This is a genomic window from Variovorax sp. S12S4 (assembly GCF_023195515.1).
Taxonomy (GTDB): Bacteria; Pseudomonadota; Gammaproteobacteria; order Burkholderiales; family Burkholderiaceae_C; genus Variovorax.
Map to the genome: position 1 here is coordinate 5,367,536 of NZ_JALPKR020000002.1, position 22,069 is coordinate 5,389,604.

Annotated in this window: 19 protein-coding genes; 5 read left to right on the plus strand and 14 right to left on the minus strand. The window is 65.0% G+C overall.

Annotation, left to right across the window (positions count from 1 at the left end; all coding sequences use genetic code 11):
- The first annotated feature begins 2 nt into the window (after window positions 1-2).
- On the plus strand, window positions 3-269 hold the full coding sequence (locus tag M0765_RS26260; RefSeq protein WP_258507084.1) for a hypothetical protein: 267 nt from the start codon (window positions 3-5) through the stop codon (window positions 267-269).
- A 61-nt stretch (window positions 270-330) separates the two neighbouring features.
- Here the strand turns inward: M0765_RS26260 and M0765_RS26265 are convergent, their stop codons facing one another.
- The 8 genes from M0765_RS26265 to urtA all read right to left on the minus strand — a co-directional run bounded on the left by M0765_RS26265 (window position 331) and on the right by urtA (window position 7,843).
- A complete protein-coding gene (locus M0765_RS26265) occupies window positions 331-681 on the minus strand; it encodes an alpha/beta hydrolase (RefSeq protein WP_258507093.1) in 351 nt (116 codons plus the stop codon).
- Window positions 682-840: 159 nt separating this feature from the next.
- On the minus strand, window positions 841-1,185 hold the full coding sequence (locus M0765_RS26270; protein WP_258507096.1) for an FmdB family zinc ribbon protein: 345 nt from the start codon (window positions 1,183-1,185) through the stop codon (window positions 841-843).
- 7 nt (window positions 1,186-1,192) lie between these two features.
- Entirely contained in the window at window positions 1,193-2,425 is a 1,233-nt protein-coding gene (fmdA, locus tag M0765_RS26275) for a formamidase (protein WP_258507103.1), read from the minus strand.
- 40 nt (window positions 2,426-2,465) lie between these two features.
- Window positions 2,466-3,155 (minus strand): urea ABC transporter ATP-binding subunit UrtE, encoded by a 690-nt coding sequence (urtE, locus tag M0765_RS26280; protein ID WP_258508469.1) that lies wholly within the window; start codon window positions 3,153-3,155, stop codon window positions 2,466-2,468.
- A 379-nt stretch (window positions 3,156-3,534) separates the two neighbouring features.
- Window positions 3,535-4,278, minus strand: a complete 744-nt coding sequence (gene urtD / locus M0765_RS26285; RefSeq protein ID WP_157614443.1) for an urea ABC transporter ATP-binding protein UrtD — start codon at window positions 4,276-4,278, stop codon at window positions 3,535-3,537.
- Between the two features lie 16 nt (window positions 4,279-4,294).
- Entirely contained in the window at window positions 4,295-5,485 is a 1,191-nt protein-coding gene (gene urtC, locus M0765_RS26290; protein ID WP_258508470.1) for an urea ABC transporter permease subunit UrtC, read from the minus strand.
- A gap of 34 nt (window positions 5,486-5,519) precedes the next feature.
- Window positions 5,520-6,434, minus strand: a complete 915-nt coding sequence (gene urtB, locus M0765_RS26295) for an urea ABC transporter permease subunit UrtB (RefSeq protein ID WP_126746926.1) — start codon at window positions 6,432-6,434, stop codon at window positions 5,520-5,522.
- A 143-nt stretch (window positions 6,435-6,577) separates the two neighbouring features.
- A complete protein-coding gene (gene urtA / locus M0765_RS26300; protein WP_258507112.1) occupies window positions 6,578-7,843 on the minus strand; it encodes an urea ABC transporter substrate-binding protein in 1,266 nt (421 codons plus the stop codon).
- A gap of 249 nt (window positions 7,844-8,092) precedes the next feature.
- Here urtA and M0765_RS26305 point away from each other — a divergent pair, with 249 nt between their 5' ends.
- Window positions 8,093-11,485, plus strand: a complete 3,393-nt coding sequence (locus M0765_RS26305; RefSeq protein WP_258507114.1) for a hybrid sensor histidine kinase/response regulator — start codon at window positions 8,093-8,095, stop codon at window positions 11,483-11,485.
- Window positions 11,463-12,368: a response regulator transcription factor gene (locus M0765_RS26310; RefSeq protein ID WP_258507117.1), complete on the plus strand. Its 906-nt coding sequence runs from the start codon at window positions 11,463-11,465 to the stop codon at window positions 12,366-12,368. Before M0765_RS26305 ends, M0765_RS26310 begins: the two co-directional genes overlap by 23 nt.
- 47 nt (window positions 12,369-12,415) lie before the next feature.
- Here the strand turns inward: M0765_RS26310 and M0765_RS26315 are convergent, their stop codons facing one another.
- Complete coding sequence (locus tag M0765_RS26315; RefSeq protein ID WP_258507120.1) at window positions 12,416-12,871, minus strand: hypothetical protein; 456 nt, start codon at window positions 12,869-12,871, stop codon at window positions 12,416-12,418.
- A gap of 202 nt (window positions 12,872-13,073) precedes the next feature.
- On the opposite strand from M0765_RS26315, the gene M0765_RS26320 reads away from it, so the two are divergent.
- Window positions 13,074-13,892 (plus strand): substrate-binding domain-containing protein, encoded by an 819-nt coding sequence (locus M0765_RS26320; RefSeq protein WP_258507121.1) that lies wholly within the window; start codon window positions 13,074-13,076, stop codon window positions 13,890-13,892.
- A 57-nt stretch (window positions 13,893-13,949) separates the two neighbouring features.
- A complete protein-coding gene (locus M0765_RS26325) occupies window positions 13,950-14,714 on the plus strand; it encodes a transporter substrate-binding domain-containing protein (protein ID WP_258507122.1) in 765 nt (254 codons plus the stop codon).
- Between the two features lie 336 nt (window positions 14,715-15,050).
- On the opposite strand, the gene M0765_RS26330 is transcribed toward M0765_RS26325, so the two are convergent.
- From M0765_RS26330 to alaS, 5 genes are all read right to left on the minus strand, one after another.
- Complete coding sequence (locus M0765_RS26330) at window positions 15,051-15,461, minus strand: hypothetical protein (protein ID WP_258507124.1); 411 nt, start codon at window positions 15,459-15,461, stop codon at window positions 15,051-15,053.
- Between the two features lie 11 nt (window positions 15,462-15,472).
- A complete protein-coding gene (locus M0765_RS26335; protein WP_258507125.1) occupies window positions 15,473-17,692 on the minus strand; it encodes a M1 family metallopeptidase in 2,220 nt (739 codons plus the stop codon).
- 475 nt (window positions 17,693-18,167) lie between these two features.
- Window positions 18,168-18,362 carry a hypothetical protein gene (locus tag M0765_RS26340; protein WP_258507127.1) on the minus strand — a complete coding sequence of 65 codons (195 nt, stop codon included), beginning with the start codon at window positions 18,360-18,362 and terminating at the stop codon, window positions 18,168-18,170.
- A 15-nt stretch (window positions 18,363-18,377) separates the two neighbouring features.
- Complete coding sequence (locus M0765_RS26345) at window positions 18,378-19,409, minus strand: 2-dehydropantoate 2-reductase (RefSeq protein ID WP_258507128.1); 1,032 nt, start codon at window positions 19,407-19,409, stop codon at window positions 18,378-18,380.
- Window positions 19,409-22,033, minus strand: coding sequence for an alanine--tRNA ligase (gene alaS / locus M0765_RS26350; protein WP_258507129.1), 2,625 nt, complete (start codon window positions 22,031-22,033; stop codon window positions 19,409-19,411). Before alaS ends, M0765_RS26345 begins: the two co-directional genes overlap by 1 nt.
- Between the last annotated feature and the right edge of the window lie 36 nt (window positions 22,034-22,069).

Genomic DNA, 22,069 nt, shown 5'->3' on the forward strand with positions numbered 1-22,069 from the left:
CCGTGCCCATCGAACAGCGGTTGGAACTCGTCTCCGAGACGGACATCGAGACCTACTGGTTCAAGCCGACCGGCGCTGCTCTCGCAGCACTGGGCAAACGGAACGGACCTGCATGCGCACCGGTGCTTCAGTACAAAGTACTTTCCAGCGACAGCATTGAGCTTGCCGACAGCGAGCGCGTGATCGCGATCTGGACCCGCATCGAAATCGACGGCGGTGTCCTGCGCGCTGAGTGCAACGGAAAGATCAAGATCTTCCGCATCGGCTGATGGGGCGGATGCTCCCAACGGAAACGGGCCCGAAGGCCCATTTCATTGGAGAGCGGCGGGCTTACAGGCCAGCTTGGCGCGTGAACGACACGCTGGGCTTCTTGTAGGCTCGCGGCACTTCGTCGCGGTAGAAGGCGCGGCGGTCGAGGCTGGCCAGCGGGTCATGTGCCTTGGCAACAGCTTCGGCCTGGATCACCGAGCGGTCGGCGGTCGAGGTAAAGGCTTGTGCGCCGGCGCTGGCGCCTTCGCTGTATTCATTGCCGGCGCGAGCGGCGGCAACGGCTTGCGGCGCAACTTCGGAGCGCGAAACGCCCGAGTTCACGGTCAGCACGCCTTCATAGGTTTCTGCTTGGACACCGGCAGCAGCCAGGAGCGAGAGAGCAGCGGCAGCGAGGATCTTCGAGGCATTCATTTCAATCTCCTAATGGGTTGGTTGGTGAGATGAAGTTTGATCCCGAACACCCATTAAAAAACGCCGCAAAACGAATCACGGCGTTCACGAGATTGAAACAATCCGGCAGATGCCAAGGCGTCACTGCCTCACCATCCGCTTCGCAGTCTTAGCGCAGGATTAGTGCGAAATCATCCACGGCCGCTTCGACGGCGCCGACTTCGCACCGTTGGGCGCCGTCACCGTCGCGCTGCGCCGCGACGACCCCGAGCAGCATCCGCAGCCCGCCGGATGCTTGAAGCGCGCGTAGTCGCGCGAGCTGCCGGGCTCATGCCTTGCACGCTCGTTGGTCTCCATGGCACGGCGCGTACCCGATGCCATCAACGCAAGCCGCGGTGCGGCCGAGAGCACGCGCGGCGACGCGCATCCGCAATCGGGGCAAGCGGCAGGCTCGTCGCGCTGGCCCGAGGGCCGCAGCGCCTCGAAGCCGCCGCATTGGCCGCAGGCGTAGTCGTAGGTAGGCATGGGCGCGTCAGACCAGGTCGTGCGAGAGCGGCATGTCGATGCTGCCGTCGATCATCTTCACCGGCCCCGCGGCATTCGGATTGATGTCGAAGTCGAAGATCTGCGTGGGCAGCCAGAGCGTGGCGCAAGAGTTGGGCACATCGACCACGCCGCTGATGTGGCCCTGCACGGGTGCCGTGCCAAGGATCGAATACGCCTGTGCGCCCGAGTAGCCGAATTTCTTCAGGTACTCGATGGCGTTGAGGCAGGCCTGGCGGTAGGCGACGTTCACATCGAGGTAGTACTGCTTGCCTGCCTCGTCGACGGAGATGCCTTCGAAGATGAGGTAGTCGTTGTACTGCGGCGTGATCACGCTCGGCTTGAAGATCGGGTTCTTGATGCCGTACTTGGCCATGCCGCCCTTGATGAGGGTGACCTTCATATGCACCCACCCGGCCATTTCGATGGCGCCGCAGAAGGTGATCTCGCCGTCGCCTTGGCTGAAGTGCAGGTCGCCCACGCTGAGGCCAGCGCCATCGACATACACAGGGAAGAAAACCTTGGAGCCGCGCGAAAGGTCCTTGATGTCGCAGTTGCCGCCGTGCTCGCGCGGCGGCACGGTGCGCGCACCTTCGGCCGCGGCCTTGGCGCGGGCCTCGCCGGTCATCTTGCCCATGTGGGCAGTGCCTGCGAACGGCGGGTTGGCAAGGCCGGGCACGCGGTCAGGGTCGGTGGCAATGAGCTTGCCTTCGCGCTCGTTCCACATGTCGAGCATGGGCTTGTCGGGCAGGCAGCCAATCAGGCCGGGATGGATGAGGCCGGCAAAGTTGACGCCCGGCACATGGCGGGAACTGGTGAACATGCCCTTGAAGTCCCAGATGGATTTCTGCGCTTCGGGAAAGTGGTCGGTCAAGAAGCCGCCGCCGTTCTTCTTCGAGAAGAAGCCGTTGAATCCCCAGAGGCTGTCCTGCTTGGCACCGATGTCGAGCAGGTCGACCACCAGCAGGTCGCCGGGCTCGGCGCCCTTCACGCCCACAGGGCCCGAGAGGTAGTGCACGGTGCTCAGGTCGATGTCGCGCACGTCGTCGGCACTGTCGTTGTTCTTGATGAAGCCACCGGTCCAGTCGAAGGTCTCGAGAATGAAGTCGTCGCCCGGGTTGACCCAGCAGGCCATCGGAATGTCCGGATGCCAGCGGTTGTGGATCATCTCGTTCTCGGTGGGCGGCTTGGTCAGGTCGACCTTGATCAGCGTGTCCGTCATTTGCAGTGGCTCCTGGTTGGGTTGTGGTTAAACGAAAAGGTCATACGGAGAGATAGGCCTTGATGTGATCGACGTCGGTCTTGTCGCGCGCGGTCTCGTGCACGAGCCGCCCACCTTCGATGACGAAGAGCCGGTCGGCCACATCCATGGCAAAGCTCAGCACCTGTTCGGACACGACGATGGTGATGCCGCGCAGCTTGCGAATTTCGTTGAGCGCCTTGGCAATGTCCTTGATGATCGAAGGCTGGATACCTTCGGTAGGCTCATCGAGCAGCAGCACCTTGGGGTCGGTGACGAGGGCGCGCGCAATGGCCAGCTGTTGCTGCTGGCCGCCGGAGAGGTTTCCGCCCTTGCGGCGCTTCATGTCCCAGAGCACAGGGAACAGCGCGTAGATTTCTTCGGGAATGCGTTTTGTCTTCGAGTTCTCCAGGCCGGTCTGGATGTTTTCTTCGACGGTCAATGTCGGAAAGATCATGCGGCCCTGCGGCACGTAGGCAATGCCCTTGGCCACGCGCTTGAAGCTCTCGTCGCGCGACACGTCCTGCCCCGCCACTTCGATGCGGCCACTCTTCAGCGGCAGCACGCCCATGAGGCTCTTGAACAGCGTGGTCTTGCCCATGCCGTTGCGGCCCATGATGGCTATTGTTTCGTTGGCATGGCCTTCGAATGAGATGCCGTGCAGGGCTTCGCTCTGGCCGTAGGCTGTGTGCAGGTCATCGACCTTCAGCATGATGTTGCTCATGTCACTTCCTGGGGTGTTCGTTATCGGCGCTGTTGTTGTTGGCGCTGTTGTTCAGGGCGCGTGCAAAGGCCACCGGGTACTCCCCTCCGCGAATGTCCCCGGGGCTGCGCCCCTCCTCCTTTATTTCGCTGCGCGGAGCACCCGATGCCCTGTGCACTTGGGCACGCCGCTGGTGCATCGCTGATCAACGACTGCTCTTTGCATCGCACCCGCTGGCGGGGTGCCTTGCGCAGCGAAATAAAGGAGGAGGCCGCAGGCCGGGGGACATTCGCGGAGAAAGGTACCCCGTCGGCGGGTGCGTGCCCTGAACCGCAGCGCCCCCAACAAAGCACCAAACGCACGACGCGGCGAACAGAACAGCAAGCCATCAGTGCCCCAGATAAACGTCGATGACCTTCGGGTCCGCCTGCACCTTCTCCATAGGCCCCTCGGCCAGGATCTTTCCCTGGTGCATCACGGTGACCTTGTGCGCAATCTGCTTCACGAACGCCATGTCGTGCTCGATGACGATCACCGCGCGGTTCTGACAAATGCGCTTGAGCAGGTCGGCCGTGAGTTCGCGCTCTCTCGCGCTCATGCCTGCAATGGGCTCGTCGAGCATCAGCAGCTCGGGTTCCTGCATCAGCAGCATGCCGATCTCCAGCCACTGCTTCTGGCCGTGGCTCAGCAGACCTGCCTCGGTGCGAAGCTTGTCGGCCAGGCCGATGTCTTCAGCCACCGCCTGCACCTTGGCCTTGACCTCGTCATCGCACTTGAAGGCCAGCGCACCCAGCACCGAACGGCCCTTCGGAAAAGATACTTCCAGGTTCTGGAAGACGCTCAGGTTCTCGTAGATCGACGGCGTCTGGAACTTGCGGCCGATGCCTAGGCGCACACGCTTGTGCTCGGCCATCTTCGTGAGCTCGGTGTTCTTGAACTTGATGCTGCCGCCGCTTGCCCGCGTCTTGCCGCAGATCAGGTCGAGCAGCGTGGTCTTGCCGGCGCCGTTGGGGCCGATGATCACGCGCAGTTCGTTCTTGTCGATGTAGAGCGTCAGGTCGTCGATGGCCTTGAAGCCGTCGAAGGAGACGGTGAGGTCTTCCACGGCGAGCGCGAAGTCGGTGTTGCTCATGCGATGGGCTCCGGGTTCAGGCGCGTTGGCTGCCGATGCCGTCCGGCAACGCGGGTTCGGTCTGCGGCGCGGGAGGTTGTGCGGGTACGGTGGCGGCCGGCGGCTTTACTGCGGCTTCGCGCAACGCCTGGCGGCGCCCCTTCCACCAGGGCCTGATCTTTTCGTCCCACAAGCCCGCCAGGCCCATCGGAAAAGCCATGGTCACGCCGATGAAGAGGCCGGCCATCAGGAACAGCCACAGGTCCGGAAAGCTTTCGGAGAACAGCGTCTTGCCCGCATTCACCAGGAGCGCGCCGTACACCGCACCCACCAGGCTCATGCGGCCGCCCACCGCGCAGAAGATCACCATCTCGATGGACGGCACGATGCCCACGAAGCTCGGCGACATGAAGCCCACCTGCAGCGCGAACATCGCACCGCCAATGCCCGAGAGCCCGGCCGCAAGGCAGAAGATGAAGACCTTGAAGTTCGACACGTCGTAGCCCGAGAAGCGTACCCGGTCTTCCTTGTCGCGCATGGCCAGCAGCAGCGTGCCGAGCTTGCTGGTCTGGATCCAGCGGCACAGCACGATGCTGGCGACCAGCAGGCCCACGCACACGTAGTAGAGGATGTACTTGGCGCCGTCGGTGCGCGTGTCCCAGCCCAGCATCGTCTTCAGGTCGGTCATGCCGTTGACGCCGCCCGTGTAGCCCTGCTGGCCGATGATGAGCACGGTGCAGATCAGCGCCACCGCCTGCGTGATGATGGCAAAGTACACGCCGCCCACGCGGCGCTTGAACATCGCAAAGCTCACGAGCCAGGCGAGCGCCATCGGCGCCAGCACCACCAGCGCCAGGCTCAGGGGCAGGCTCTTGAACGGCAGCCACAGCATGGGCAGCTCGGTGATCTGGTTCCAGTCCATGAAGTCAGGAATGCCTGGCGTCGACTGGATCTTGGTCGTGATCGGGTCCGAGGCTTCGAGCTTGAGAAACATCGCCATCGCATAGCCGCCGATGCCGAAGAACACGCCCTGCCCCAGGCTGAGCACACCTCCGTAGCCCCACACCATCACAAGGCCCACGGCGACGAAGGCGTAGGTGAGGTACTTGCCCACGAGGTTCAGGCGAAAGATGTCGAGCGACAGCGGCAGCACCACCGCCAGCAGCAACACCAGCAGCAAGAGGCTGCCCAGCTGATAGCGCAGGATCGAGGCCTTGATGAAATTCATCATCGGAACGTTCTCCAGGAAGGAAGCGGGTTCATCAGCGGCGGACTTTCACGGCGAACAAGCCTTGCGGACGCATCATCAAGATGAGCACGATCAGCGAAAGCGTCAGCACCTTGGCCATCGAGCCGGTCATGAAGAATTCCGAGATCGATTGCGTCTGCGCAATGCCGAAGGCCGAGACCACCGTGCCCAACAGGCTGGCGGCGCCGCCGAAAGTGACGACCAGGAAGGCATCGACGATGTAGAGCGAGCCCGAGGTCGGCCCCGTCGAGCCGATGGTGGTGAAGGCCGCGCCCGCCATGCCCGCAATGCCGCAGCCGATGGCGAAGGTCAGGCGGTCGGTCTTCATGGTGTCGATGCCGGTCGCGTTGGCCATGGTGCGGTTGGCCACGGTGGCGCGCACGCGCAGGCCCCAGCGGCTCTTGTGCAGCGCGACGAGCACACCGCCCGTGACCAGCGCGGTGAGCGCCAGCACAAAGAGTCCGTTGATCGGAATGTCGAGGCCTTCATGCGGCGTCCACGAGCCCATGAGCCACTCGGGCAGCGTGGGGCTCACTTCCTTCGGGCCGATGAAGGTGCGAAAGAGCTGCTGCAACCCCAGGCTCACGCCCCATGTGGCCAGCAGCGTGTCGAGCGGACGCTTGTAGAGATGCCGAATGAGCACCCACTCCACGATCCAGCCGACGATGAAAGCGAACACGAAAGCCAGGCCGATGGCAATCGGAAAGTAATACGGCATGAACGCCGGCGCGAGGCTTTCGGTGACCCGCGCGGCCAGGTAGATCGAATAGGCGCCGATGGTCATGAACTCGCCATGCGCCATGTTGATCACGCCCATCTGGCCGAAGATGATCGCGAGCCCCAGGCCCATGAGCAGCAGCACCGCGAAGAGGCTCAGCCCCGCGAAGCCCTGCATGAGGCCGATGTTCATCATGTCCGACAGAGTCATGGAAGATTCCTGTGTTGGCGATTGGCTCCTTCCCCCTCTGGGGGAAGGTTGGGATGGGGGCAGGCAGGGCGTGCCCAGTGGCAAGGCCGCTTGCCCCCACCCCTGCCCTCCCCAAGAGGGGGAGGGAGAAAGTCATCAGGGGTTTATTGATAGCCCTTCGGAAACGGATCCGGCTTGATCAGCTCGCTCGACTCCGCCACCACCTTGAACGTCCCGTCCAGCTGCCCCTGCCCGATGCGTGCCTTGCTCCACAGGTGGTGGTTCGCATCCAGCTTCACATAGCCTTCGGGCGCGGTCTTCAGTTCGATGCCCGGCGAGCTGGCCACGACCTTGTCCACGTCGAAGCTGCCGGCCTTTTCCACAGCCGCTTTCCAGAGCCACGGCCCCAGGTAGCCCGCCTGGGTAACGTCGCCGATCACCGCGTCCTTGCCGTACTTGCCCTTGAAGGCCTCCACGAACTTCTTGTTGTTCGGGTTGTCGAGCGACTGGAAGTACTTCATCGACGAATAGAAGCCCGCGAAGTTTTCGCCGCCTACGCCGGTCATTTCGTCTTCAGTCACGGCCAGCGTCAGCAGAAACTGCTTGTCGCCCGTGATGCCCGCGGCCTTGAGCTGCTTGTAGAAGGCCACGTTCGAGCCGCCCACCACCGCCGCGAAGATGCAGTCGGGCTTGGCGACCTTGATCTTGTTGATCAGCGAGTTGAAGTTGGTGTGGCCCAGCGGGTAGTACTCCTCGCCCTTGACCGAACCCTTCTGGAAGTTCTCGATGTGCTTGCGCGCGATCTTCATCGAGGTGCGCGGCCAGATGTAGTCGGAGCCGACGAGGAAGAAGGTCTTGGCCTTCTTCTCCTTCGCGCCCCAGTCCAGGCCCCAGATGATCTGCTGCGTCGCTTCCTGGCCCGTGTAGATCACGTTCTTGCTCTGCTCCAGGCCTTCGTAGAAGGTCGGGTAGTACAAGAGGCCGTTCTCTTTTTCGAACACCGGCAGCACGGCCTTGCGCGAGGCGCTGGTCCAGCAGCCGAACACCGCTGCGCAGTGGTCGTTGACCAACAGCTTCTTCGACTTTTCGGCAAAGGTGGGCCAGTCGGAAGCACCGTCTTCCTTGATGACCTTGATCTTGCGGCCGAGGATGCCGCCCATTGCGTTGATCTGGTCGATGGCGAGCTGCTCGGCCTGGATGGACCCGGTTTCCGAGATGGCCATGGTGCCGGACGACGAGTGCAGCTGGCCCACCGTCACTTCGGTGTCGGTCACCGCGAGCTTGGTGGTGTTGATCTTGGCCGTCGGGAATTGCGACTGGCCGAAGCTCAGGCCGCTCAGGCCCATCACGGGCAGCGCGGCGGCGCCCTGCAGCAAACGGCGGCGGCGCAATGCCAGGGCATCGAGAGAGGGATCGGAATCACGCGACATCAGGAAACTCCAGGCGGGTTGAAAAATGAGCCGCGCACCATCGCAGTGCATCGGACGGTGCCTCGAGCACCATGGCTGGTACTTTAGAAATCACTTGCGCCGCCGCGAATACGTCATTCAACGTAGCGGCGAGAGACGCTCCGGCACGCAGACTCGCAGGCCGTGCACTGGGCGCAAAGCACGCAGGGAGCGCTTCTTGCTCTGCTGCCTTCCATGCCGCCGCCCTCGCCCTTGCCGCAAGACCCCACCATGCAACCCGTCACCGGCCAGAAGATCTTTCGCATCCGCCGCGACTACAACGCGTGGGTGGCGAACGAAACGCTGGAGGACTACGCGCTGCGCTACACGCCGCGCAGCTTCCGCAAGTGGTCGGAGTTCCGCGTCGCCAATGCGGCCTTCGGCGCCACCTCGTTCCTGGCGCTGGAGGCCATCGGCGGCGCCATTGCGCTCAACTACGGCTTCTCGAATGCGCTGTGGGCCATCCTGGTGGTGGGGCTCATCACCTTCCTCACGGGCCTGCCAATTTCGTACTACGCGGCCAAGCACGGCGTGGACATGGACCTGCTCACGCGCGGCGCGGGCTTCGGCTACCTGGGCTCCACCCTTACCTCGCTCATCTACGCGAGCTTCACTTTCATCTTCTTTGCGCTGGAGGCGGCCATCCTCGCGCTGGCGCTGCAGCTGTACCTCGACTGGCCGCTGCCGCTGCTCTACCTGCTCTCGTCGATCGTGATCGTGCCGCTGGTCATGCGCGGCATCACGCTCATCTCGGGCCTGCAGCTATGGACGCAGCCGATCTGGATCGTGCTGTTCGTCTGCCCCTTCATCGCGGTACTGGTGAAAAAGCCCGAGCTGTATGCCGACTTCACCGGCCTGGTGGGCCGCACCTCCGACAGCAGCGGCTTCGACCCGCTGATGTTCGGCGCCGCCGCCACCGTGGCGTTCTCGCTGGTGGTGCAGATCGGCGAGCAGGTCGACTACCTGCGCTTTCTGCCCGAGAAAACGGCCGCCAACCGGGGCCGCTGGTGGGCCGCGGTGCTGGTGGCGGGGCCGGGCTGGATCGTGCCGGGCATGCTCAAGATGATGGGCGGCGCTTTCCTGGCTTTTCTGGCGCTGCAGCACGAGATTCCGGGCAAGCACGCCGTCGAGCCCACGCTGATGTACCTCACGGGCTTTTCGTACGTGCTGCGCGACCCGGCCTGGGTGCTGGCAATCACCACGCTGTTCGTGGTGGTGTCGCAGATGAAGATCAACCTCACCAATGCCTATGCGGGCTCGCTGGCGTGGTCGAACTTCTTCGCGCGGCTGACGCACAGCCACCCGGGGCGCGTGGTGTGGCTGGTGTTCAACGTGGTCATCGCCATTCTGCTGATGACGTTGGGCGTGTTCGCGGCGCTGGAGCACGTGCTGGGCTTCTACAGCAACATCGCCATCGCATGGGTCGGTGCACTGGTGGCCGATCTGGTCATCAACAAACCGCTGGGCTGGAGCCCTCGCACCATCGAGTTCAAGCGCGCGCACCTGTACGACATCAACCCGGTCGGCCTGGGTGCGATGCTGGTGGCTGCCACGCTCGCCATGCTGGCCTACTCCGGCGTGCTGGGCCAGTGGGCCCGCGCGTTCTCCCCCTTCATCGCGCTGGCAACGGCGCTGGTCGTTTCACCGCTGCTCGCCTGGCGCACGCGCGGGCGCTACTACCTGGCGCGCACCGACATCCGACGCTGGACACCGGGGCAGATGGTCAAGTGCTCGGTGTGCGACAACAGCTTCGAGTCCGAAGACATGGCGCATTGCCCCGCCTACAGCGCACCGATCTGTTCACTGTGCTGCACGCTCGAATCGCGCTGCCACGACCGTTGCAAGACCGACTCGCGCGCGGCCGAGCAGATGAGCGGCTGGCTCAAGGCGCTGCTGCCGCCAGCGTTGTCGGGCCGGCTCAACTTTCGCGTGGCGCACTACCTGATGGTGGCAACCTCGCTGGTGGCGCTGCTGGCCACGGTGATGGGCGTGGTGTATGCGCAAGAAACCATCACGGGCTCCGATGCCATGGACCCCGCCTTGCGCAGCGCTTTTCTCAAGGTGTTTGCGCTGCTCTCGCTGGTGGCGGCCGTGGCGGCGTGGTGGATCGTGCTGGGCAGCGAGAGCCGGCAAATGGCGCAAGAGGAATCGAACCGCCACAACCACCTGCTCACCGTCGAGATCGAAGCGCACCAGCGCACCGATGCCGCGCTGCAGACCGCGAAGGAAGCCGCCGAGGCGGCCAACCAGGCCAAGACCCGCTACGTGGCCGGCATGACGCATGAACTGCGAACGCCGCTCAACAGCATCCTGGGCTACTCGCAGATCCTGCTCAAGGGCGAGGCCGTGGCGCCGCCGCGCGAAGCGGTGCAAACCATCCAGCGCAGCGGCGAGCACATGCTGGGCCTGATTGACGGGCTGCTCGACCTGGCGCGCATCGAGGCGGGCCGCCTGCAGCTGGAGCCCGCGCCGCTCGCGCTGCCCGCCTTCCTGGACGAGGTGGTGCACATGGTGCGGCCGCAGGCCGAGAACAAGGGCCTGGCCTTCGTGTACACCCACAGCGGCCGGCTGCCGCCCTGGGTGCATGCCGACGCCAAGCGGCTGCGGCAGATTCTCATCAACCTGCTGGCCAATGCGGTGCGCTTTACCGACAGCGGCACGGTCACGCTGCATGTGGATGCACGGCGCGAAGTGCTGCGCTTCGACGTGGTCGACACCGGCATCGGCGTGGCCCCGCAGGACCACCAGCGCATCTTCCTGCCGTTCGAACGCGGGGCCGCGGGGCGCCGGCGCGGCGAGCCGGGCACGGGCCTTGGCCTCACCATCACCGGCCTTCTTACGTCGCTGATGGGCGGCGAACTGGCCCTTGCCGCCACCTCGCCCGCGGGCAGCACCTTCAGCGTGCGGGTGTACCTGCGCGAAGTGGCCGACCCCGGCCCGCAGGCAAAGGCCGGCGCATTGCGGCGGCTGGTGTCGGGCTACATCGGCGAGCGCCGCACGCTGCTGGTGGTCGACGACCAGCCGGTGCAGCGGCAGATGCTGGCCGGCATGCTGGTGCCGCTGGGCTTCGAGGTGCGCGAGGCCGCGAGCGGGACCGAATGCCTCGACAGCCTGCGCGAAAACCTGCCCAGCGCGATTCTCCTGGACCTCACCATGGACGACATGGACGGCTGGCAGACCGCGACGCTGGTGCGCGCCTCGGGCTTCGACCGCATTCCGATCATCATCGTCTCGGCCAACATGTTCGAGAACCAGGGCGAGCTGCTGCGCGCCGCGGGCTGCCAGGCGTTCGTGGGCAAGCCGGTCATCGAATCGGAGCTGATTGCCACGCTGGAGCGCCACCTCGGACTCGAATGGCTGGCGCTCAACGACGCCATGCCGCCGACGGTCGATGTTTCGGTGCGGCCCGATCAGCTGGCCCTTTCCGAAGACGACCGTGCCGAACTGATGCGGCTGGTGCAGATGGGCCACGTGCGCGGGCTGCACCAGGTGCTCGACCGGCTCGCCGCGGCGTCTCCGCCGGCCGCCGTGACCTGCACCTGGCTGCGCGGCATGGTCACGCGTTTCGATCTCGACAATCTCCGCAAGGCACTCGCAGAAGATGCAGACCCCCTCACCCCCTGAAGCCGAACGTCCCGTGGTGCTGGTGGTGGACGACGCCCCCAGCAGCCTCGGCATGCTGTGCGACACGCTCGAGTCGAGCGGCTACACCGTGCTGGTTGCCGCCGACGGCGAGGCCGCGCTGCAGCGCCTCGAGCTGGTGGTGCCCGACGCCATCCTGCTCGACGGCATGATGCCCGGCCTTTCGGGCTTCGAGACCTGCCGGCGCATCAAGGCCAATGCGGCGCTTGCGCACATTCCCGTGCTGTTCATGACGGGGCTTTCGGAAACGGCGCATGTGGTCGAAGGCTTCGAGTGCGGCGGCGTCGACTACGTGGTGAAACCCATTCGCGCGCAGGAAGTGCTCGCGCGGCTGCACACGCATACGCGCAATGCACGCATCACGCGCATGGCGCGCGACGCTGTCGACGTGGCCGGTATGGGCGTGGTCTTTGTCGATGCGCACGGTCGCGTCGCGTGGCGCTCGCCCCAGGCCGCGCTGTGGCTGCACGCGATGGATGCGCCGCCGGCACCGGGCCTGCTTCCCGCTTCGCTGAACCCGGTTCTCGTGCCCAGCGCCGCAATAACGGTCATGACCGCGGCCGGCACGCGGCTGTCGGTGCGCAACCTGGGCGCCGCGGCGCTCGGCGAGACGATGCTTCTCTTTGCCGTGCAGCGCGAAGGTGCCGGAGGTGCGCCTTCGGCGCGCCTTGCCGAAGCGGCCCTGACGCCGCGAGAGACCGAGGTGCTGTCGTGGCTTGCCAAGGGCAAGACCAACCGCGACATCGGCGAAATCCTCGGCACCAGCCCGCGCACGGTCAACAAGCACCTCGAGCACATCTTCGAGAAGCTTGGCGTCGAGACGCGCGCCGCCGCTGCGGCGTTGGCGAGCGGGCAGCTCGCTTGAAAAAGGCCGGCAGCGCCATCGCGTTGCCGGCCCCTGTTTGCAGCAGGCTACCTCTTGGGCGCCGGCGTTGCGGGCACCGCAGGCGTCGTGGTGGTGCTGCCCGACTTGGAAGCCGGCACGGCCGGTGTCGCGGGCGTCGCGGACATCGTCGATGACGTAGACGAAGAAGACTGCGGCGACGGCGTAGCCGGTGTTGCAGGCGTGGCCGGCGTGGTGGCTGTTGTGCCGGTGCCCGGAGTGGCAGGCGTTGCGGGTGTCGCGGGCGTTGCGGCATTGGCCGATGCATTGGAGCCGCTGGTCGCGCCTGCGCCGTTGCCGTTCGCACCTGCGGCCGCGCCTACGCCGGCACTGCCGCCGCCGCTTCCGCTGCCACCGCCCGAACCTCCGCCACCGCCGCCGCCACCACCCCCGCCGCCGCCGCCCGCAGCCAAGGCAAGCGGTGCAACGCAGGCGCCCATGACGATTGCCACCAGGGCCGGTGTAATACGTTGTTTCAGCTTCATCGAGTGCTCCTTGTTGATGTTTCGACGAAGCCAAGCTAGACGAGGCAGAAAGCTGCTCATGTAGTCAAAAGTCATCATGGCGGGCCGGTCCAGTCGGTCGAAGCCGCCGGCCAGGCGCCCACCTCGTACTTACCCCGAAGGTGCTGAAGGCTGATTGACAGCCTTGCTGCCTACGATGAACCTGAACCACTCAGGAGACACCATGAAGACCCAGCCTTTCTCGTTCAATCGCCTGACCCGCCGCACTGCCCTGCTGGCGGCTGCGGCCGTTCTTGCCGGGTGCGGCAGCCTCGGCGGCCAGGCACCCGCCGGCGGCGACATCCACGTGATGACCTCGGGCGGCTTCACGGCCGCGTACAACGACCTTCGCCCGGGCTTCGAGCGCAGCAGCGGCCGCACGGTCAAGACCGCGTATGGCGCCTCCATGGGCAACGCGGAAGATTCGATCCCGAGCCGGCTCTCGCGCAACGAACCGGCCGACGTGGTGATCCTCGCGCGGCCCGCGCTCGACGCGCTGGTGGCGCAAGGCAAGGTGGTGCCGGGGAGCCAGGTCGACCTGGTGCGCTCGTCCATCGGCTTTGCGGTGCGCAAGGGCGCGCCCAAGCCCGACATCTCGACCGTGGACGCGCTCAAGCGCACGCTGCTGGCGGCGCCTTCCATCGCCTACTCGGCCAGTGCAAGCGGCACCTACTACGAGACGGAGCTGCTCAAGAAGCTCGGCATCGAAGACCAGGTCAAGCCCAAGAGCAAGCGCATCCTGAGCGAGCGCGTGGGCACCGTGGTGGCACGCGGCGACGCGGCGCTGGGCTTGCAGCAGGTGAGCGAGCTGCTCCCCATCGAAGGCATCGACTACATCGGCCCGCTGCCCGCGGAAGTGCAGCGCGTCACGGTGTTCTCGGCCGGCGTGGCCACGGCATCGAAGCAGCCCGATGCGGCACGCCAGCTCATTCGCTACCTCAACGCGCCCGCGGCAGCGCCGACCATCGCAAAGACCGGACTGGAGCCGATAACGGCACGCTGACGCATCGAAGCGGGTCAGTAAACTGGCGTACATCATCTTCCTGCAACGATGGACGCCATGACCCAGCCGCAACACGCCATTGCACCCGCTCTTGTTTCCGCCTTCGCGCCCGGCGGCACGCTGCGCGCGTCAATCAACCTGGGCAACCCGATTCTTGCGAACAAGGACGCGGCCACGGGCGAACCGGTGGGCGTCTCGATCGATCTCGCACGCGAGTTCGCACGGCGGCTTGGCGTGGGCGTGGAGCTCGTGGTGTTCGAAAAGGCGGCGGCGTCGGTCGATGCGGTGAAGAACGAGAAGGCCGACATCGGCTTCTTCGCCATCGACCCCGCGCGCAGCGAAGGGTTGCTCTTCACTGCGCCCTATGTGCTGATCGAAGGCAGCTACCTCGTGCGTGACTCGTCGGAGCTCACCGGCAACGAGCAAGTCGATCGCGCGGGTCATCGCATTTCGGTCGGTGCGGGCAGCGCCTATGACCTGTTCCTCACGCGCGAGATCAAAGAGGCCGAGATCGTCCGGCTCCAGGGCGCGGCCGCTGCGTTGGCGGCACTGCGCTCGGGTGCGGTCGAAGTGGCGGCCGGCATTCGCCAGCTGCTCGAAGGCGAGGCACAGCGCGAACCAGGCGTGCGCGTGCTGCCCGGCCGCTTCATGGTGATCCAGCAGGCCATGGGCACGCCCGCGAGCCGCGGTGCCGAGGCGCAGGCGCTGCTGGCGGCTTTTGTCGAGGAGATGAAGGCCAGCGGCTTTGTCGCCGATGCACTGGCGCGCCATCGCATCGAAGGTGCGATCGTGGCGCCTGCCTCCACTGGGGCGGCTCTGTAGTTTTTTTAGCGCTGTTGTTCAGGGCTTGTGCAAAGGCCACCGGGTACTCCCCTCCGCGAATGTCCCCGGGGCTTCGCCCCTCCTCCTTTATTTCGCTGCGCGGAGCACCCGATGCCCTGTGCACTTGGGCACGCGGCTGGTGTAGCGCTGATCAACCAGTGCTCTGAACACGCACCCGCTGGCGGGGTGCCTTGCGCAGCGAAATAAAGGAGGAGGCCGCAGGCCGGGGGACATTCGCGGAGAAAGGTACCCCGTCGGCGGGTGCGCGCCCTGAATGAACCCGAACCCGAACCCGAACCCGCGCCCTCTCCCTTCAACGCAAGCGCAAGCGCCGCATTACAGCTTGTACGCCTCCACCGGCCCCTGCGAATAGAACAGGAAATAGCCTGTCTCGGTCTTGAAGCTGTTCTTCTGCCACCCCGGCGGCACCTTGAAGATGGCAAGCTGGTCGCTCGACACGCCGACGAAGGCGGTGTTCTCGGTGTCGGTGGTGATCCTGCGCCAGGCCTCGCGCGTCACCGGCTGCATCTGCATCTTGGGTTCGCTCCACTCGGGCGTTCGAACCTTGTCGCGCATGATGTAGCGGCCGCCCTGCCGCTCGATCTTCACCAGCTCTTTCAGCGCGCCGTTCTTCTTCACGGCATAGACGCCGACCAGCTCCGCCTCCGGTCCACCGCCCGCGCCGCAGCCTGACAACAACAGCAGTGCAGACACGCCGACCGCAAGGTAGCTCAATGTTCTCTTCATGGCGGTGCCCCTCAGCGCTTCTGGTTCTCGCGCAGCTTCAGGCTGCCCTGGTAGCGCAGCGCATGCGGGTAGTCTTCCTTGCCGCCGGCATCCTGCGCCATCATCTTCTGCTGGCTTGCCTCCGTCTTGGCCAGGAGTGTCGATGGCAGGTTGATCACGCCCTTGATCTGGTCATACTGTCCCTGCGTGATGCGCCCCACCGACAGCAGCCGGAATGCGTCCCGCTCGATGTTGAGCAGCAGCGGCTTGTTGTCGGCAAAGTTCTGCGCCTTCGCCAGCAAGTCGCTCCACGACTGCGTGCTGTAGTTGCTCACGTAGTAGTCCTGCCCGGTCGGCCCGGCAAGCACCGCGGTGCAGCCCGGAAGCTCCAGCTGCGTGGTGCTGGTCGCCATGACAAAGGTCTTGCGCTGCTCCATCGCATCGCCATAGGCCAGCGTCACCGGAATGGTCCACGACGACGCCGGATAGGCGTTCTGGTTGGGGAACGGCTCCTGGGCGATCGACACGAAGGTGCGGTCGCCCGCGCATTGCGCGTCCACGGTCAAAAGGGGCACGCCGGTCTGCCGGATGAAGCTGTCGCCGATGTCGGCCACCCTCTTGCCGCCACTGGCTTTCTCAATGGAGTTCCACAGCCGCGAGGGCGTGGCATTGCCGAATGCGTAGTCCTTCAAGTAGATCTGCAAGCCCTTCTGCATCGCTTCTTCGCCGATGTAGTTCTGCACCATCTCCAGCACGTGGCTGCCCTTGTTGTAGACGAAGATCGAAGGGCTGATGAAGCCGAACGAACCCGCGTCGTTGAGGTTGCGCTGCACCGGCACCGCCGTGTCCTTCAGGTCGGCCACGATCACGCTGTGCTTGTCGAGCACGTAGTCGGAGAAGCTGTAATAGTTCGGATGGAATTTGATCGTGGTGCGGCGGTCGAACCAGCGCGCGAACGATTCGTTGAGCCACACGTTGTCCCACCAGTCGAGCGTGACCAGGTCGCCGAACCACTGGTGCGCAATTTCGTGCGTGACCACCGTCACCGAATACAGCGTGGGCGTGTCGCCCGGCTTGGTGAGCACGCGGTCGGCAAACTCGAAGATCGAGCCCCAGTTCTCCATGCCGCCGAAGCCGGTGTTCGGCTTGTTGTCGTAGCTGTCGTTGGCCGCCACGGTGTCGAACTTCTTGAACGGCAGCGGAATGCCGGTGTAGTTGTAGTAGTAGTCCATGGCCACCTTGGTCCACTCCATGGCAAAGGTGGCCCAGGTGGAACGGCCCGGCGGCGTGAACCAGCGCAGCGGCATCTCGCTGCCGTCCAGCGGGTTCTTGAAGGTGTCCGAAAGAATGTCGAACTTGCCGCCGCCGAAGAAGGCCAGATACATCGGCATGGAAGGCGTCTTCTCGAACGCCACCTGCTGGTAGCCGTCGGGCAGCTTGACGGCCGACTTCTGCGCGGCATTCGACACCGTTTGCCAGTCGCCCGGCACCTCGGCGGAAATCTCGAAGGTATGGCGAAACGCCGGCTCGTCCCAACCCGGGAACCATTGCCGCGCAAAGTTGGTTTCGCCCTGCGTCACGATGGCATCGCTGCTCACGCCCTCGGGCGTGGAAAGGCCCACCTTGAAGATGCCGGTTGCCGCCGAGCAGAACGGGTTGCGCGCCATCTCGTCGGGCGGGCAGTACTCCGCGTCGGAGAACTGGATCTTGCCGTCCCACTCCATGTGCAGCAGGTACTTGCCCTTGGCAATCTGCCCGTCGTTGCGCCGCAGCTGTACGAAGTCGCCCAGCGTCTGGGGCGTGGGCACCAGCGCAATCACCTCGGAGGGATTCGACAGCTTGCGCAAGGTGGTGCGGCCGTTGGCAAACTTCAGGTTGTGCGCGGCCACCACGATGGCGTCTACCGGCTTGAGCACTTCTATCTCCACGTCGCCGCGCCCCACAAAGGTCTTGAGCGCGGCATCGGGCCTGAACCAGAGCTTGTAGTTGATGGGCCAGACGGTATCGGGCAACTCCATCGGCTTCACGGAGCGGTCGACCTGGGCCAGCGCCGCATCGGGCGCGAGAGCGGGTCCGTCGTCGGGCGCCTTGGGCGACGCCGCACTGTCTGCCGATGGCCCCGGGGCACTCAGTGCTGTGCCTCCCAAGGAGGATTCGCCGCCGCCTCCTCCGCCGCCGCAGGCTGCCAGCGCGGCAAGAGTCACGGCGGTAATGGCAAGGTTGTTGACGACTGGCTTGACAAGTTTCTTCATGATGATCGCCTCTTGGTAAAGACAGGCACCGCCCCGCATGTACCGGCGGATAGCCGGCCGTGCGCGAGCGCGCGCGGTGATGAATGGAATGGAATGGAACTGAACATCGAACGAGCAGGCAGCACCGCGCCCTCCCGGCGAACGAAACGTTCGCAGGAAAACGCGAGCAACGCCGAGCCACACCGCGGTCAGGCAGGTGGTCCCAGGATGCGGGGAGCGAGGGGTTCCATTCCCGTCGATGCGCGAGGGCGATGGAAGGCTGTGCGGGCCGAGCCTGAATGCTCGAGAAGGTGGCCTAGCGCGCGCGCGTCAACGCTGCGTTTTCAGCGGCGTGGCTGGCGGTGTGTTCTATCTCGCGCTCGACTGCATATTCACTTGCCGCGAAGGCGTGAAATCGGAGTTGCGACGGCAAGTTCTTGTGGGCTGTTATGAATAGCTTCACGTGCGCTCTCCCTCCTTGGAAGTGCGAACATTTTTAGCTGATCGAATGCAACAGCGTCAACGAAGTACGGAACTTTTCCCTCTCAAAATGTTCGCGCGCCATACGACAAAGGGAGTCATTGAACGCATGCAAGCAATGCACTACGAAGATGGTTCCTTCTTCTTTTTGAACGCGCTTGGCGGCGGCGAAACCGGCGCATGCCATGTGACCATGCAGCCACAGATGCATGCATTCATTGCGGCGTTAAAGCCAGAGCGCGTCTTGCAATTGCCGTGCGGTCCAGCGCCTGGGCTGCCGCGGCCACTCTTCGAGCAACGCCGACATCCTTGCGTTGCGCGGCGCTTCCATGTCCTGGTCGTGCGCAAGCCGCACGACCTCGCCGCTGAGCGCATCGATTTCGGTGCGCCGCCCGAGTGCCAGGTCGTCCGCCATGCTGGAGCGTGCATTGGCATCGATGCGCAGCATGCGCGCCGCAACGATGCGAAACAGCCAGTCGGGCAGCCGCAGCACTGTTGAGAGCCGCCGCGCCGGTACCGCGGCCACCTGTGCGGGCGCAATGCCGGCGCTGCCGAGCACACCCAGCGCCTCATCGATCAGCGCGGCAAAGCAGCACCGGTAGCCGCGCTGCAGCAGCTCATCGCGCAGCGGCAGGCCCGAGAGCGCGTTGACGGGATTGTTGAGATTGAGCAGCAGCTTGCCCCATTGCACGGGCAGCAGGTCGGCGTACAGGTCGAGGGGAATGCCGGCACGCTCGAACACCGGCAGCCAGGGCCGTAGAGCCGCGTCGTCCTTTGCGGCCAGCCGCCCTGCCGTGCCCCGGTGGAAGGCGCCCGGCCCCGTTTCCGCCACGTTGTAGGGCACCATGCCGGGCAGCAAGCCGAGCGTGGGGCCGGCCTTCGATGCCTCTTTGCAATTGGAAATGCCGTTCTGCAGCGAGACGACCGTGGTGCCCGCGGGCAGCGCAAAGGCAAGCTCAGCGGCCGCCTCGGCCGTGGCTCCGCTCTTCACGCACAACAGAACCAGCGCCGGCGTGGCACCGACAGGCACCTGGTCACTCAGGCGCAGGCTGGCAGCGGGCAAGCGGTGCGAGCCGCCTTCCAGATCGCTGAGCGCAAGGCCGTGCGCCGCAAGGCTTTGCAGCACGCGCGGGCGGCCGACAAAAGTAACCGGAACACCGGCCGCGGCAAGGCTGCCGCCGATGAAGCAACCGATGGTGCCCGCTCCCATCACCAGCACTTCGCCGGGAGGGGAGCCGAGCACCTCGGTGGCGGCCATCAGGTGCGTTCCGCCACCCAGGCTTGCACCGACTGGAGCGCTGCGGGCAGGCCCGCGGCATCGGTGCCGCCGGCCATGGCCATGTCGGCCTTGCCGCCGCCCTTGCCGCCCACTTGCTGCGCAACAAAGTTGACCAGCTCGCCGGCCTTGACCTTGCCCACGGTGTCGTTGGTCACGCCCGCGGCCACTTGCACCTTGGCGCCGTCGGCCGCGGCCAGCACGATCACCGCGGTCTTGAGCTTGTCCTTGAGCTTGTCCATGGTGTCGCGCAGCGTCTTGGCGTCGGCGCCGTCGAGCTTGGCGGCCAGCACCTTGATGCCGTTCACGTCGATGGCCTGCGACACCAGTTCGTCGCCCTTGGACGAAGCGAGCTTGCCCTTGAGCGCGCCCACTTCGCGCTCCAGCGCCCTCACCTGCTCCAGCACCTGCGTGAGGCGGCCCTGCAACTCTGCAGTGGGCGACTTGAGCGTCGCGGCCACGCTCTGCACGGTGGATTCGAGGTCTTGCAAGTAGCTGAGCGCGTTGGCGCCAGTGACCGCTTCGATACGGCGCACGCCGGCCGCCACACCGCCTTCGCTCACGATCTTGAACATGCCGATGTCACCCGTGCGGCCCACGTGGGTGCCGCCGCAGAGTTCGCGGCTGGTGCCGATGTCGAGCACGCGCACGCTCTCGCCGTACTTTTCACCGAACAACATCATGGCGCCGGTCTTCTGGGCCGACTCCATGTCCATCACACGGGCGTGCGTTTCGGTGTTGGCGAGGATCTCGGCGTTCACGCGCTTCTCGATCTCGAGGATTTGGTCGTGCGTGACGGCCGCGTTGTGCGCGAAGTCGAAGCGCGTCTTGTCGGCATCGACCAGGGAGCCCTTCTGCTGCACGTGGTCGCCGAGCACTTCGCGCAGGGCCTTGTGCATCAGGTGAGTGACCGAGTGGTTGCGCATGGTCGCGTCGCGGCGCGCGGTGTCGACCGCTGCCTTGACCGTGTCGCCCACCTTCAGCGTGCCCTGCGTTTGCGTGCCATGGTGGCCGAACACGTCGGCCTTGATCTTCTGCGTGTCTTCCACGCCGAACTGCACGCCTTCGGCCACGAGCACGCCCTGGTCACCGACCTGGCCGCCGCTCTCCGAATAGAACGGGGTGGTGTCGAGCACCACGATGCCGGGCTGGCCTTCTTTCAGTTCCTGCACGGCTGCGCCTTCGAAGTACAGCGCCACGACCTTGGCGCTTTCTTCGAGGTGTTCATAGCCGGTAAAGACGTTGCCCGCACCGCCGTATTCGACGTTGCGGTCCATCTTGAACTTGCCGGCCGCACGGCCTGCGGCCTTCTGCTTTTCCATGGCGGCGTTGAAGCCGGCCTCGTCCACGCTCACGCCGCGCTCGCGGCACACGTCGGCCGACAGGTCGAGCGGAAAGCCGTAGGTGTCGTGCAGCTTGAAGGCCACGTCGCCCGGCAGCGTCTTGGCGCCGTTGGCAAGCGCCGCGTCGAGAATTTCCATGCCGTTGGCGAGCGTTTCGAAGAAGCGCTCTTCCTCCGCCTTCAGCGTCTCGGTGATGCGTTTTTCATCGGCCACCAGCTTGGGGTACGCATCGCCCATCAGCTTGACCAAGTCGGGCACCAGCTTGTGGAAGAACGGCTTCTTCTGGCCCAGCTTGTAGCCGTGGCGGATGGCGCGGCGCACGATGCGGCGCTGCACATAGCCGCGGCCCTCGTTCGACGGAATGACGCCGTCGGCCACCAGGAACGAGGTGGCGCGAATGTGGTCGGCAATCACGCGCAGCGAGTTGTTCGACAGGTCTTGCGTGCCAGTTTCGCGGCCGGCGGCCTTGATGAGCGCGTCGAAGATGTCGATTTCGTAATTGCTGTGCACGTGCTGCAGGATGGCAGCGAGCCGCTCCAAGCCCATGCCGGTGTCGACGCACGGTGCCGGCAGCTTCTTGACCGAGCCGTCGGGCTGCATGTCGAACTGCATGAACACGTTGTTCCAGATCTCGATGTAGCGGTCGCCGTCTTCATCGGGGCTGCCGGGCGGGCCGCCGGGAATCTCGGGGCCGTGGTCGTAGAAGATTTCGGAGCACGGGCCGCAGGGGCCCGTGTCGGCCATCATCCAGAAGTTGTCGGACATGTAGCGGCCGCCCTTGTTGTCGCCGATGCGCACCACACGCTCCGGCGGCAGGCCGATTTCTTTCGTCCAGATGTCGTAGGCCTCGTCGTCCTCGATGTAGACCGTGGCCCAGAGTTTTTCAGCCGGCAGCTTGTACACCTCGGTCAGCAGCTCGAAGGCCCACTTGAGCGATTCGCGCTTGAAGTAGTCGCCGAAGCTCCAGTTGCCCAGCATCTCGAAGAAGGTGTGGTGGCGCGCGGTGTAGCCCACGTTCTCGAGGTCGTTGTGCTTGCCGCCGGCACGCAGGCACGCCTGCACCGAGGCAGCGCGCACGTAGTTGCGCTTGTCTTCGCCCAGGAACACGTCCTTGAACTGGACCATGCCCGAGTTCGTGAACATCAGCGTCGGGTCGTTGCCCGGCACCAGCGAACTCGAGGCCACCACCGTGTGGCCCTTGGAGGCGAAGAAATCGAGAAAGGTCTTGCGGATGTCCGCGACCGTGAATGTGGGCTGGCTCATCTTTGGATTTCGTCTTCTGTCGAGGGCGGCCTGGCG